General features: G+C 71.5%; 13 protein-coding genes. 5 read left to right on the top strand and 8 right to left on the bottom strand.

Annotated elements, in window-relative coordinates; translation table 11 throughout:
- Positions 1-38 precede the first annotated feature (38 nt).
- Positions 39-1,958, top strand: coding sequence for an AMP-dependent synthetase/ligase (locus ACWD3I_RS01695; RefSeq protein ID WP_365394283.1), 1,920 nt, complete (start codon positions 39-41; stop codon positions 1,956-1,958).
- 59 nt (positions 1,959-2,017) lie between these two features.
- Here the strand turns inward: ACWD3I_RS01695 and ACWD3I_RS01700 are convergent, their stop codons facing one another.
- The 3 genes from ACWD3I_RS01700 to ACWD3I_RS01710 all read right to left on the bottom strand — a co-directional run bounded on the left by ACWD3I_RS01700 (position 2,018) and on the right by ACWD3I_RS01710 (position 4,097).
- Entirely contained in the window at positions 2,018-2,428 is a 411-nt protein-coding gene (locus ACWD3I_RS01700; protein WP_365394284.1) for a rodlin, read from the bottom strand.
- Positions 2,429-2,566: 138 nt separating this feature from the next.
- Positions 2,567-3,586 carry an LCP family protein gene (locus tag ACWD3I_RS01705; protein ID WP_365394396.1) on the bottom strand — a complete coding sequence of 340 codons (1,020 nt, stop codon included), beginning with the start codon at positions 3,584-3,586 and terminating at the stop codon, positions 2,567-2,569.
- A gap of 109 nt (positions 3,587-3,695) precedes the next feature.
- Positions 3,696-4,097, bottom strand: coding sequence for a rodlin (locus tag ACWD3I_RS01710; protein ID WP_365394285.1), 402 nt, complete (start codon positions 4,095-4,097; stop codon positions 3,696-3,698).
- 257 nt (positions 4,098-4,354) lie between these two features.
- Here ACWD3I_RS01710 and ACWD3I_RS01715 point away from each other — a divergent pair, with 257 nt between their 5' ends.
- The 3 genes from ACWD3I_RS01715 to ACWD3I_RS01725 all read left to right on the top strand — a co-directional run bounded on the left by ACWD3I_RS01715 (position 4,355) and on the right by ACWD3I_RS01725 (position 6,197).
- On the top strand, positions 4,355-4,756 hold the full coding sequence (locus ACWD3I_RS01715; protein ID WP_365394286.1) for a rodlin: 402 nt from the start codon (positions 4,355-4,357) through the stop codon (positions 4,754-4,756).
- 234 nt (positions 4,757-4,990) lie between these two features.
- Entirely contained in the window at positions 4,991-5,218 is a 228-nt protein-coding gene (locus ACWD3I_RS01720) for a chaplin (RefSeq protein ID WP_365394397.1), read from the top strand.
- 109 nt (positions 5,219-5,327) lie between these two features.
- On the top strand, positions 5,328-6,197 hold the full coding sequence (locus ACWD3I_RS01725; protein WP_365394287.1) for a chaplin: 870 nt from the start codon (positions 5,328-5,330) through the stop codon (positions 6,195-6,197).
- Between the two features lie 42 nt (positions 6,198-6,239).
- Here ACWD3I_RS01725 and ACWD3I_RS01730 read toward each other — a convergent pair whose 3' ends face one another.
- Both ACWD3I_RS01730 and ACWD3I_RS01735 read right to left on the bottom strand, forming a co-directional pair.
- The gene (locus tag ACWD3I_RS01730; protein WP_365394288.1) at positions 6,240-7,511 is read right to left on the bottom strand and encodes an NAD(P)-binding domain-containing protein; all 1,272 of its coding nucleotides are present in this window, start codon (positions 7,509-7,511) and stop codon (positions 6,240-6,242) included.
- Entirely contained in the window at positions 7,511-8,797 is a 1,287-nt protein-coding gene (locus ACWD3I_RS01735; RefSeq protein ID WP_365394289.1) for a carboxylate--amine ligase, read from the bottom strand. Before ACWD3I_RS01735 ends, ACWD3I_RS01730 begins: the two co-directional genes overlap by 1 nt.
- 136 nt (positions 8,798-8,933) lie before the next feature.
- Between ACWD3I_RS01735 and ACWD3I_RS01740 the strand changes: the two genes are divergently transcribed.
- Positions 8,934-10,220: a glycoside hydrolase family 26 protein gene (locus ACWD3I_RS01740; RefSeq protein ID WP_365394290.1), complete on the top strand. Its 1,287-nt coding sequence runs from the start codon at positions 8,934-8,936 to the stop codon at positions 10,218-10,220.
- Positions 10,221-10,242: 22 nt separating this feature from the next.
- On the opposite strand, the gene ACWD3I_RS01745 is transcribed toward ACWD3I_RS01740, so the two are convergent.
- The 3 genes from ACWD3I_RS01745 to ACWD3I_RS01755 are packed head-to-tail and all read right to left on the bottom strand — an operon-like array spanning position 10,243 to position 13,132.
- Positions 10,243-11,331, bottom strand: coding sequence for a GNAT family N-acetyltransferase (locus ACWD3I_RS01745; protein WP_365394291.1), 1,089 nt, complete (start codon positions 11,329-11,331; stop codon positions 10,243-10,245).
- Positions 11,328-11,990, bottom strand: coding sequence for a YveK family protein (locus tag ACWD3I_RS01750; protein WP_365394292.1), 663 nt, complete (start codon positions 11,988-11,990; stop codon positions 11,328-11,330). The genes ACWD3I_RS01745 and ACWD3I_RS01750 overlap by 4 nt, the downstream gene beginning before the upstream one ends.
- Positions 11,987-13,132 (bottom strand): glycosyltransferase, encoded by a 1,146-nt coding sequence (locus tag ACWD3I_RS01755; protein WP_365394293.1) that lies wholly within the window; start codon positions 13,130-13,132, stop codon positions 11,987-11,989. The genes ACWD3I_RS01750 and ACWD3I_RS01755 overlap by 4 nt, the downstream gene beginning before the upstream one ends.
- Between the last annotated feature and the right edge of the window lies 1 nt (position 13,133).

Here is a 13,133-nt window from a genome sequence, read left to right on the forward strand (position 1 = left end):
TAAGTTGACCCCTCAGTCAGAGCAGACTGGGGGCCGTCATGGGCGTACGCAAGGACTTGAAGCGGGCGAAGCAGCGCACCGACCTGGCAAGCCGTACCGAGGTCGAGATCACCAGGGACGCGAAGGGCGTGGTGCGAGAGGCCCGCACCGCACCCCTCGCCCCCCTGCCACCGACCGGCAGCACCGCGGACCTGCCCTTCAGCAACGCGGCCGAGGCCCCCGACGCGGTGGTCCTGCGCCGCAGGCGGGGGGAGACCTGGCACCCCGTCACGGCCGCTGCCTTCGCCGGCGAAGTGACCGCCACCGCCAAGGGGTTGATCGCGGCAGGCCTCGAACCGGGCGGCCGCGTCGCGGTGATGTCCCGCACCCGCTACGAGTGGACGGTCCTGGACTTCGCTATCTGGGCGGCGGGCGGCCAGACCGTCCCGATCTACGCCACCTCCTCCGCCGAGCAGGTGGAGTGGATCATCCGGGACTCCGGCGCCCGCTTCGTCGTCACCGAGACCGCGGAGAACGCCGACACGGTGACGACGGGCACGGCCGGCCACCAAGACCGGCCGCGCATATGGCAGTTGGACGCGAACGCGCTCACCGAACTCGAGACCCTCGGCGCCGACATCCCCGACGAGGAGGTCACCAAGCGCCGCACGAGCCTGACCCCCGACACCGTCGCGACGATCTGCTACACCTCCGGCACCACCGGGAAACCCAAGGGCTGCGTCCTCACCCACGCCAACCTCCACGCCGAGGCCGCCAACACGGTCGAGCTGCTCCACCCGATCTTCAAGGAGGTCACCCGCCAGGTCGCCTCCACCCTCCTTTTCCTCCCCCTCGCCCACATCCTCGGCCGCACCCTCCAGATCGCCTGTCTGATGGCCCGAATCGAGATCGGCCACTGTCCGAGCATCAAGCCCGACGAACTCCGCCCGGCGCTCAAGGAGTTCCGCCCGACCTTCCTCGTCGGCGTGCCGTACCTCTTCGAGAAGATCCACGACACCGGGCGCGCCACCGCCGAGAAGATCGGCCGCGGCGCCTCCTTCGACCGCGCCGACCGCATCGCGGTCCGCTTCGGCGAGCAGTACCTGGACAAGTTCCTCGACCGCGGCAAGGGCCCGGGCCCGGGTCTCTACGCCGCCTGGGCCCTGTACGACCTGCTGGTCTACCGCCGGGTCCGCAAGGAACTCGGCGGCCGGATGCGCTACGCCATCAGCGGCGGCTCCCCGCTCGACCGGAACCTCAACCTGTTCTTCTACGCGGCCGGGATCATCGTCTACGAGGGCTACGGACTGACCGAGACCACGGCCGCCGCCACCATCGTCCCGCCCCTGAAACCCCGCCCCGGCACGGTCGGCCCGCCCGTCCCCGGCACCGCCGTCCGCATCGCCGACGACGGGGAGGTCCTCATCAAGGGCGGCATCGTCTTCGGCGCCTACTGGAACAACCCGGCCGCCACCGACGCCGTACTCACCGACGACTGGTTCGCCACCGGCGACCTCGGCTCCCTGGACGAGGACGGCTATCTCACCATCACCGGCCGCAAGAAGGACATCATCGTCACCTCAGGCGGCAAGAACGTCTCCCCGGCCGTCCTGGAGGACCGGCTGCGCAGCCGCCCCCCGGTCGGCCAGTGCCTCGTGGTCGGCGACAGCCGCCCCTTCGTCGCCGCCCTCATCACCCTCGAACCCGAGGCGATCACCCACTGGCTGTCGGTCCGCAAAATGCCGGCCGACACCCCGCTGTCCGAGCTCGTCCAGGACCCGAGGCTGCGCGCCGACGTACAGAAGGCCGTGGACTACGCCAACGAGGCCGTCTCCCGCGCCGAGTCGATCCGTTCCTTCACCCTGGTCGAGGGCGAGTTCACCGAGGACAACGGCATGCTCACGCCGTCCCTGAAGGTCAAACGGCACGCGGTGCTGTCGGCGTACGCGCAGGACATCGAGGCGATCTACCGCAAGTGAAACGCCGAACGGCGGGCCACCGGGGGAACCGGTGGCCCGCCGTGGCGGGGATCCGAGGATCAGCCGTTGCCCTGGCCGTTGCCGGAGAGGGCGGAGATGTCGTCCAGGATGTGCGACAGGGGCTCGTCGCCCTTGGCCTGGGTGGAGTTCTCGACACACTGCTGGTTCTGCGGGGCCGACAGGATCGGCACGTCCTGCAGGACACCGACGGCGGCGGCGCCGACGATTCCCTGGAGGTTCAGCTTCGCCGGCAGGCCGACACAGGGCTTGTTCAGCGAGCCCTGGACCAGCGAGAGCTGCGGGCTCATGTCGCCGAACGTGGCCGAGTTGCCGAACTCCTGCGAGGCGTGGTTGCCGCTGGCGGAGCTGGTGCCGTCGCCGTCACCGATAGCAAGAGCCTGGGGGGCGGCCGCAGCCGAGACACCGGCGACGGAGGCGGCGATAGCCGCGGTAGCCCACAGCTTCTTCATGTTCATTCCCTTTCGAAATGCGGACTCCGGTGAGGAGCTGCATGATCGACAACGGCCGCACCCCGTCCGGGGTTGCGTTCTTTGCCCCGATTGGCCCAGCGCACTCGCGAACCGCGCGGGCGCCCCGGTCGTACGAGCTCATTTGCAGGTCAGCGAGCTGCCCCGCACCGGTCCGTAGCCCTTCAGGCCCGGTGGGTCCTTGGGCATGGGGTTCGCGTCGGCCTTCAGCAGCGGCCGGTCCGCGCGCAGCTTGGCGAACATCGCGTCCGCCCGCTCCATGTCCCAGGCCAGCGTCGAACCGATGTCCGGCCGGGTCTCGTTGAAGCCGGCGATCGGCACCGTCGTGAACTCGATCGCCTTGGTCGGCACCTTCTGCAGCGCCGCAGCCAGCTGCACCATTTCCTTGGCGTCGAAGCCCTGCTCGACCTGCCCCTTGCCGAGCAGCGTGCCCGTCACGCGCGCCATGCCCACCGGATCGGTGAGCGCCTTCTCGGCCCGGAGCCCGCGCAGCGCGTTCACGAGGAAGCGGTGCTGGCGTTGGATCCGCCCGAGATCGGCGCTGGTGTCGACATGCCGGGAGCGGACGTACTGCAGCGACGGACCCCCGTCCAGCCGATGCTTGCCGGGCTTGAGGTTCAGTTTGGTGGCCGAGTCCTTCAAGGTCCGCGAGGTGCACACCTCGACCCCGCCGACGTCGTTCACGGCGTCGATGAAACGCCGGAAGTCCACCTGGAGATACCGGTCGATCCGCATTCCGCTCATCGACTCGACCGTGCTGATGGTGAGCGCGGGGCCGCCTTCGTTGTAGGCGCCGTTGATCTTCGAGGGGTGCGGTGCGAGTTCTTCGCCGCTCGATGCGTCGCGGTACGGCGGGATGTCCGCGTAGGAGTCCCGCGGCATGCTCACCACGCTGACGCGGTCCCGGCGCGCGGAGACATGGACGAGCATCAGGACGTCGGTGCAGTTGCAGGCGCGGCCGCCGGCGTGGAACTTGCGCTTCTCGGCGGCGGTGATGGTGTCCCGGCCGTCCGTGCCCATGAGCAGGATGTTCAGGGCCTTGGGCGCCTGTCGTTCGGGGAGTGCGGAACTGGCGAGGAGTGTCGCGGTCGTCGCGAGGACGAGTCCGGGGATCGCGAGGGAAGAAAGAGTTCTCTTCATCGTCACGCGCCGAACGCTAAGACAGCGGGCCGCCGAGAAACCGGCGGCCCGCTGACGGGGGCTCAGATTGCAGCCCCAAGGCGCAGGGACTTCAGTCCCCGAGGGTGGCTCAGTGGTTGCCCGTGCCGTTGCCCGCCAGGACCGAGATGTCGTCCAGGATGTGCGACAGGGGCTCGTCGCCCTTGGCCTGGGTGGAGTTCTCGACACACTGCTGGTTCTGCGGGGCCGACAGGATCGGCACGTCCTGGAGGGCGCCGACGGCGGCGAGGCCGACGATTCCCTGCAGGTTCGCCTTCGCGGGCAGGCCGATGCAGGGCTTGTTGAGGGAGCCCTGGATGAGCGCCATCTGCGGGCTCATGTTGCCGTAGGTGGCCGAGTTGCCGAACGACTGGCGCGCACCGTTGCCGCTGGCGGACTTGGTGCCGTCGTCGTTGCCGATCGCCATGGCGGGGGAGGCGGCACCCACAACGGAAACCGCGACCGCGGCGGAAGCCAGAACCTTCTTGATCACTTGCTAGTCCCTTCTGGAGAAACCCCGTCCACCGGAGCGTTCTGGTCAACTGCCCGGCGGCGGCTTGGTTGCTCCTCTTCACTCCGATGGCCCAGTGAATGGAACGACCGCCGGGCATACCGGAGTCCGTCGATTCCGTGAATTTCGCGGCAGCCGCGGCCCGATCGGGTGAAGTGCCGAAACCAAACCCCGTGGAGCTGGTTGATGCGAGGGCAGGAGCGTGCGTCTTTGGAGATGCACCCAGGAAAGGAACAGAAATGCTGAAGAAGGCAATGGCCGCCGCGGCGGTCGCCGCTTCCGTCGTAGGTGCGGCGTCGCCGGCCATGGCGATCGGGAACGACGACGGCACCAAGTCCGCGAGCGGCAACGGTGCCCACTCGGCGTTCGGCAACTCGGTCACCAAGGGCGACATGAGCCCGCAGGCCAGCCTGGTGCAGAGCACGGCCAACAAGCTGTGCATCGGCCTGCCGGTGAAGGCGAACGCCCAGGGTATCGCCGGTGTCGGCGCCGTCGGTGTCCTCCAGGACGTTCCGGTCCTGTCGGCCGCGCAGAACCAGCAGTGCGCCGACAACTCGACGCAGGCCAAGGGCGACGAGCCGCTGTCGCACATTCTCAACGACGTCTCCGCCCTCGCGGGCAACGGCAACGGCAACGGCTGATCCGCCGGTTTTGAATCCGCTCGGGCGGCCCGCGAATGCGCGCGGGCTGTCCGAGCGTTTTGCGTCTCTCAGGTGAACCGTTTCTCTTCGGTTGGGCTTCTCGTGTCAATTCTGTGAAGGCGTTCGAGTGAATTACCGGGCGACTCACGTTCCGTAGTTTCTTCGTCTGTCTATCCCTCGTTTACAGCCTGCAGGTCACGTCATAGGGGCATGACCGCAGAGAAGGGAAAGCTCATGAAGAAGACCGCTGCTGTCGTCGCGGGCGCGATCATGGCCCTGGGCATGGCCGCCCCCGCTTTTGCCGACGCGGGCGCCGAGGCTGCCGCTGTCCACTCGCCGGGCGTCCTCTCCGGCAACGTGGTCCAGGTTCCCATCCACATCCCGATCAACGTGTGCGGCAACACCGTCAACGTCATCGCGCTGCTGAACCCGGCGTTCGGCAACACCTGCATCAACAAGTGACGCCGTAACGTCCCCAGCCACTCCGGCTGTGTGAGCCGGCCTTGGAAACAGCCTCTGTTGCCTTCCAAGGCCGGCTTTTCCCACTTCTTCAAGCAGGAAGACAACGAGATTGCGACAGACCCTGAGTAGGGGAATGGTCGCGGCCGCCGCCGCGACGAGCATCCTGTCCCTGTGCGGCAGCAGCCCCGCCCTCGCCGACTCGGACGCGAGCAGCGCCGCCAAGGGCTCGCCCGGCGTCCTGTCCGGCAACGACATCCAGGTTCCGGTCGACGCACCGGTCAACGCCTGCGGCAACTCCGTCGATGTCATCGCCCTGTTGAACCCGGCGTTCGGCAACTCCTGTGCGAACGAATCGGGTTCGCACAGGGGCGGCGCCTCGTACGGCGACGACTCCGGCTACGGCGACGAGTCCGGCTACGGCGGGGGCGGCCACGGCCCCTCCGGGCATGCGACGCACGGCCGCACCGAGGGCTCGCCCGGTGTGCTGTCGGGCAACAACACGCAGGCGCCGGTCGAGGTACCGGTGAACGCGTGCGGGAACACGGCGGACGTCATCAGCGGGCTCAACCCCGCATACGGCGACGACTGCGGCTCCGGCGGCCACGGGGACACCCCGGGGTACGGCGACACGCCGACGCCGACGCCGCCCGGTCACGGTGAGGAGACGCCCACTCCGACGCCGACGCCGCCCGGTCACGGTGAGGAGACGCCCACTCCGACACCGTCGCCGCCCGGTCACGGTGAGGAGACGCCGACTCCGACGCCGACGCCGCCCGGCCACGGTGAGGAGACGCCCACCCCCACACCGCCGACCAACACAGACAGCACGCCCCCCGGCCCCCACGGTCCGCCGCCCCAGCTGCCCGACACCGGAAGCAACGAGGCCATGCTGGCCGCTTCCGTCGGCAGTGCGGCGATGATCGCGGCCGGGGCCGTGCTGTACCGGCGGGGCCGTAGGCAGGCCGGGGCCCACCAGTAGGCGCGCCGGGTGCCGGACACCTCGGTCCGGCACCCGCGCCCCTCAACGCCGTGCCCGCTCCGGCGTGTCGTGCCGCCCCGGCGCCGGGACGACCCCCTCGCGCGGACCGGTGTGCAGACGGCGCCGCACCCCTCGTACCAGCGCACCCGCCGTGTAGGTCGCGCCGTGCACGAAACGCATCGCCGGACCGAAGGCGGAGGCCGTCACCAGGCCCGCCAGGAACAGGCCGGGATGCGACGGGGACTCGAAGTCCCGGCCGGCCTCCGGGGTGCCGTCCGCGCCCGTGGCCAGGGCCGAGCGCAGGCCGTCGGAGAGCAGGCCGAGACGCTCGCCGGTCGCCCTGAATCCCGTGGCCGCGACGACGTGTTCGGTCTCCAGGGTGCGCAGGACCCCCGCCCCGTCCGCCCGGTCCAGCACGTCGAGCCGCACCCCGCCCGGCACCGCCCGGGCCGCCGCCACCTCGTGGGCGAGGAGCACCTCCACGGCCGGCTCCACCCGGTCCCGCACCCACCAGGCGCCCGCCGGACCCAGTGCCGTCGCCGCGATCCGGGCCCGCGTCGGCTCCGGGAGCCGGCGGAAGAGGCCGGCGCGCTCGGCGTAGAACCAGTTGCGCCAGCCGCAGCCCAGGCCGCTGTGCGGGGAGCGGGCCGACTGCCACCAGGGGCGCTGCCACGGCGGCGGCACATCGTTCCAGCACAGCTCGTCGGCGCGCGCCAGGACCCGGACCCGGGTGCCCTGTTCCGCGAGGAGGGCCGCGGTCTCCAGGGCCGCCTGGCCGCCGCCGATCACCGTGACGTCCTTGCCGCGGAAGCGGTCGAGGTCACCGTGGTGGCTGCTGTGCGAGACGAGGGAGGGGGAGAGGCCGTCGAAGGCCGAGGGGATCTCCACGAACGGCATCACGCCCACGGCCAGCGCGACAGTGCGGGAGGGCAGCACCTCGCCGTCCTCGGTGACCGTCTCGAAGCCGCCGGGGCGCAGGGCCACCACCCGGGACACCGTGCGCTCGTCGACCTTCCGAACGGCGTTGCGGGCGAACCACAGGCCGTACTCGGCGAACAGCTGCACCGGGATCGGCTCCCCGTGACGGGCCGCCACACCCTGCCCCTCGCAGTAGACGTCGAGGCGCCAGCGACGCTCCGGGTCCGAGAGGTTGGAGGCCCGCGGCTCCGACTTGAGGAACATCCCGCGCGGCATGTGATCGCGCCAGGACGCCATGGGCCGGCCGAAGACGCGCACGTTCAGTCCGGCGGCCGCGGCGTGGGACGCGATGGACAGGCCGTACGGGCCCGCGCCCACCACCAGCAGGTCGTACATCAGCGGCTGCTCGCTTTCTCGTCGTCGGTCAGGTCGGTCAGGTCGGTCGTCAGCGGCGAGGCGGTCGCCTGGCGCACCAGGCGCACGCGGGCCCGGTCGTCGGCCGGGGTGCACAGCCTGCGCAACCGTTCCAGCAGGCGGCGGGACACATGCCGGCCCCACAGCCACCACATCGCCCAGCCCGGCGCCCGGTCGTCCCGGGCACCCCAGGCCCGTTCGCGCCCGGCGCGCGTCGGGCGCAACGCGGTCAGCGGGGAGTAGTTCTCCACCACGAACTCCCGCCCTGCCCGCGGCGTCCCGTCCGGCAGCGGACGGTGCGTCAGGTCCAGGTGCAGAGCGCGTACGACGTCCAGGTCCGCGGTGTCGCTGAAGAGCCGGAACTGGGCGCCGGGGCGCGGGTTGAAGTCGAGGAGGTGGTGGCGGCCCTCGGCGTCGCAGCGGAAGTCGAGGTCGAGGATGCCGCGGTAGCCCAGCTCGCCGGTGACCCGCTCGGCCAGCGCCTGCACACGCGGGTCCGGTGTCCAGCGGCCCACCGCCGTCAGGCCCGCCCCGCGCGGCCAGGCCTGCAGCTTGACGCCGACGCCCCCGCCGCGCACGGCACCCGAGCGGTCGACGTACCCGTGGAAGAACCAGTCGCGGTCGGTGCCGGGCGGCAGCCACGCCTGGAGCAGCAGCCGGCTGCCCGCCTCCTCCGAGCGCAGATACAGCTCCCGCGCCTCCTGCGGGGACCGCACCACCACCGTGCTGCGCAGCCCGCTCTCCATCGGCAGCAGCCAGGGCCGGCTCCATTTCGCGATCACCGGAAGGCCCAGCCGCCAGGCGGCGCCCGCGGCCTCGGCCGCGCTCTGCGGGATCAGTGTGAGCGGATGCGGTACGTCCACGGCGGCGCACAGGGCGGCCAGTTCCGCCTTGTCGGCGACGCGCTCGGCCAGCGGGCCCGGCGCCGCGGGCAGCAGATAGGCGGGCGCCAGCTCCTCGCGCAGCCGGTCCACGGCGACCGCGCTCGCGTCGTCCATCGGGATCAGCACCGCCGGGCGCGCGACACGGGCGGCGATACGACGCAGGGCCACGGCGATGTCGGGGGCCGACGCCTGCGGTGGCGGCGGGGGATGGATCCGACGTACAAAACGCGACCGGGCCACCGGACTTCCGGCGGAATCCGCGATCACATGCACCTCCACCCCGGCTCTGCCGAGCGAGCGCACAGCGCCCAGCGTTCCGTGGTGAAAGGGATTTCGGTCGATCCGCAGCAGTACGGCGGGGACGCGGGTGTCGAACAGCGACACGGACTCAATTCCTTCGGTCGTTTCACCCGTGCGGGCGACAGGGCCACTCGAAAGCCGCAAGCACGGTGGCGGAGTTCGTCTTCACATGACTGAGTGTCAGTTATCGGATTAGCGCGAGAGTGAGAAAGGAGCCGGCATGGACTCACAGCAGCGACGGGCCCGGACCAGACGGCTGGCGTTCATTGCGGCGTCGGTCGCCGCGTCCGCCGCCCTGGCCTCGGGGCCCGGATTCGCAGCGGGGGTGGTACGGGCCGGCGACCCTCCCACTCCCACGCCGGCGGTGCCCGCGGTACCGGCCGTTCCGTCCGCGTCCGCTCAGCCGCCGGCGGCCACCCCGTCCGCCGACCCGGTGGTCGTGCCCGAGCCGAAGCCCGTACCGGAGCTCCCCGCCTTCGGCGCCTACCTCGACTACGGCCCGCGCGGAGTGAACCGCATCTCGGAGCTCAGCCGCTGGCTGGGCGGCGCCGAGCTGCGCGTCGGCCACACCTATCTGCCCGGCGACCGCTGGAGCAACATCGAGGGCGCCCCCAACTTCCTCGACTCCTGGGCCGACTGGCGCAACGAGCGCGACGACCGGATGTTCGTCCTCAACGTCCCGATGCTGGAGCGCAACGAGGGCCGTGTCCCCGACTACGAGGTCCGGCGGCTGCTCCAGCAGGGCGCGCGGGGCGACTTCGATCACCACTTCCGCCGCCTCGCCGAACGGCTGGTCGCGCTGAAGGTGCCGGACACGGTCATCGTGCTCGGCTGGGAGATGAACGGCATCACGTACACCCATCGGTGCGGGCCGGACCCGGAGGCCTGGAAGAAGTACTGGAACAGGATCGTCACCACCATGCGTTCGGTGCCGGGCCAGAAATTCCGCTTCGATTTCACGCCGAGCCGCGGTCAGGACGCCATCGGCTGGACGAAGTGCTATCCCGGTGACGACACCGTGGACATCATCGGCATGGACTCGTACGACCAGCCGGAAGGCATCTCATTCGACCAGCAGGTGAAAGAGCCGTACGGGCTTCAGGAACACGTGGAATTCGCCAAATCCCACGGCAAAGCAATTTCCTATCCTGAATGGGGACTCTTCCGCAACGGAGACAACGCCGAGTACATGCGGCGCATGCTCGCGTGGATGGACGAGCACAAGCCGCTGTACAACACGCTCACGGACTACTGTCCGCACGGCGTCTGGCAGTGCGACGACAACCCGAAGGCGTCGGAGATCTACCGGTCCGTGCTCTTCGGACGCACCGACGAACCGACACCGGCGCCCACCGAGCCCACGCCCGACCCGACGCCCGAGCCCACGCCCGACCCCACTCCGACGAACCCGCCCAACTGCTCGCCGCTGGACCTGGGCGAGTGGGTGGAGTACTGGATCGGCGGGAAGCTGTGCATGCGCTTCGACTGGTGGTCGCGCAGCCGGTGAGGACCGGGTGGCGGCGGGTCGGTCACGGCCCGCCGCCACCACGCTCCCTCCACCTGCGCACCAGCTCCTTGCCCCGGCTGCGGGCGGCGACGTCGCCCAGCGCCGCCGCCAGCAGCGGGGCGGTGCGCCGTCGGGCCAGCAGCAGCCGCTGGTTGGCCACCGGTTCGGGCTTCCAGTGGTGCTTGTACGGCTCGTTGCCGCGCAGCAGACTCAGCGTGCCCCGCGCGTGGTCGCCGACCGCGTCGAGCAGCATCACCGCCACATCCGCCTTGCGCTCACGCAGACACGGATGGGCGCCGTACAGATAGCCGCCCGCGAGCCGTCGCGACAGCAGCGTCAGATCGACGGCCACCACGTCGTCGTCCAGCCGGAACTCGGTGACGACCGCGTCCCCGGAACGCACCATCGGAGCGACCGAGCGCACCAGGTGCTCGCAGAACCGCGGCCGCAGATGCTCGCCCGTCACCTTCCTCCCCTGCCACTGGAGTTGGTGCAGCTCCAGCAGCCGTCGCAGCGCCTTGTCGACCTCTTCGGGCTCCACGACATGCCGTTCGATGCCGAGCGAGGACAGCTTGCGCAGCTTGGCGCGCGCCCGCTGCTGGGCCTTGGCCGACGGCAGCCGGGCCACCAGCTCGTCCATCGGCACGGCGGGCAGCTCCAGGCACAGCGAGTCGCCGACCCGGCGCCGCGGCCCGGGCCAGTGGTCGTAGATCCGCTCCGCCGCTCCGCCCGGCCGCACCTCACGCAGGTCGACCAGTGCGGTGCGGGCCGCCGCGGCCAGCGCCTCGGTGAGCGCGGCGACCGGCTGCTCGCCCCGCTCGTCGTCGAGGAGGACGTCCCCGTAGTCGGAGATCGCCCCGCCGAGCGGCACGAGGGAGGGCACGGGACGCAGTACGCGCATCAGGGGCGCGGCGGCGACGAGGTCGGCCCCGTCGCGCACCACCAGAACACGGAGTCGCCCGGGACGGCCGTACGACAGCCACCACGAGTGCAGCCAGGCGTGGCTCTGGAACGGGGTCGCGCTGGAGGAACGGCCGTACAGGCGCGCCCAGTCGGGGGCGAGTGCGGCGAAGACGGTGTCGTCGGTGACGAGTTCCGTCGTGTACGTCACAGCTGGCCGTGGCCGTGGGCGTCGGCGGCGACGGCCGGGCCGGGCACCTGGGCCGGGCGCCCCGGCTCTCCGGCGGTCCGTCGCGGCCGCACCAGCAGCACCAGGCCGCCGAGGAGGCCGCCCGCGCTCGCCCCGACCAGCCCCGTCAGAGCGGGCGGGGCCGAGGACGGCTCGGTGGGCTTGGTGGCGCGGGCGAACTGCTGGAGTTCGACGTTGGTGGCGCTCTGGGCGGTGTCCGCGTGCCGGGTCAGGGCGCGGGCGACCGCGTTGGCCATGTCGGCGGCGAGGTCGGGGCGCGAGGAGGTCGCCGTGATCGCGACCATCGGGGCGTCCGGCGAGGTCGCCGTCTGCACGCTCGACTTCAGCGTCCTGACCGGGACTCCCGCCCACACCTGCGCGTCCCCGAGCACCGCGAGCTGGGTCGCGACCCGGCCGTAGGCCTGCGCGAAGCCGAGTGCGGAGGCGGGGTCGGACTTCTCGGTGGGGACGGCGACGACATAGCTGGTCGCCGTGTACGTCGGTGCCTGGGCCAGGCTGTACGCCCCGCCCAGCATTCCGCCGGCGACGGCACCGGCCGCGAGCAGGGACCAGGCCGGGAGCGTCCTGGCGCGGGCGAGGACCGTGGCGGGGCGGCGCGGTCCAGTGGGGTTCTCGGTCATGAGGAACTGACTCCCTGGGGTGACGTGGGCGACGAGGCTGCGGCCGCGTAGACATCCATCAGCTGTGCGGCGCTGCGGGTGATGCAGTAGTGGTGGGCGGCGTCCGGGGCGGTGCGCGGGCGGGGGCCCTCGGTGCGGGCCGCCGCGATCGCGCGGGCGAACTCGTCGGGGCCGCCCAGGACCTGGCGGCTGCCGGGGGCCGCCTGTGAGGGCAGGTCCTCGACCGCCGGGCAGGAGCTGTAGAGCACCGGCAGCCCGGACGCCAGCGCCTCGACGACCGCCAGCCCGAAGGCCTCCTCGGGCGACGGGGAGACGAGCAGGTCCATCGCGGAGGTGAGGGACGGCAGATCGGGGCCGGGAGAGCCGTCGGGCACGTACGGGCGTTCGCCGGTGAACAGGACCCGGTCGGCGACCCCTGCCGCACGCGCGACCTGGCGCAGCCGGTGCTCGTCCGGGCCGCCGCCGACCAGCAACAGCCAGCAGTTGTCCGGCAGCTGGGCCAGCGCGCGGATGACGGTGTCGAAGCGTTTGCCTGCCGTGAGCCGGCCGATGCCGCCGATGACGTACGCCTCCTCGGGCAGGCCGAGGCGGCGGCGGGTGTGCAGACGCCGGAGGGCGTCGAAGCGGAAGCGGGGCAGGTCGATGCCGTTCGGGACGACCTCGATACGGGGGGCGGGCACGCCCCAGCGCTTCAGGCGGGCGGCGACCGTGGGGGAGACGGCGACCGTGGCGCGGCCCAGGCGTTCGCTGGCCAGGTAGAGGCCGCGGACCCCGGCGGTGAGCCTGCGGCCCTCCATCTGCGAGTCGCCGAGGGAGTGTTCGGTGGCGACGACCGCGCGGACGCCCGCGAGCCGCGCGGCGAGCCGGCCGTAGACGCAGGCGCGGTACAGGTGGGTGTGCACGAGGCCGTAGCCGCCGGCCCTGATCTGGCGGACCAGGCGGGGCAGGGCGGCCAGGTCGCGGTTGCCGGCCATCCCGAGATGGGTGACGCGCACCCCGTCGGCGATCAGCCCGTCGGCGACCGAGCCCGGGTTGGTGAGCGTCACGACGTCGCAGTCGACGGGCAGGTGCCGCAACAGCAGCCGCAGTTGCTGCTCGGCGCCGCCGACCCCGAGGCCGGTGATGACGTGCAGTGCCTTCATC

Source organism: Streptomyces sp. NPDC002817 (assembly GCF_053592055.1).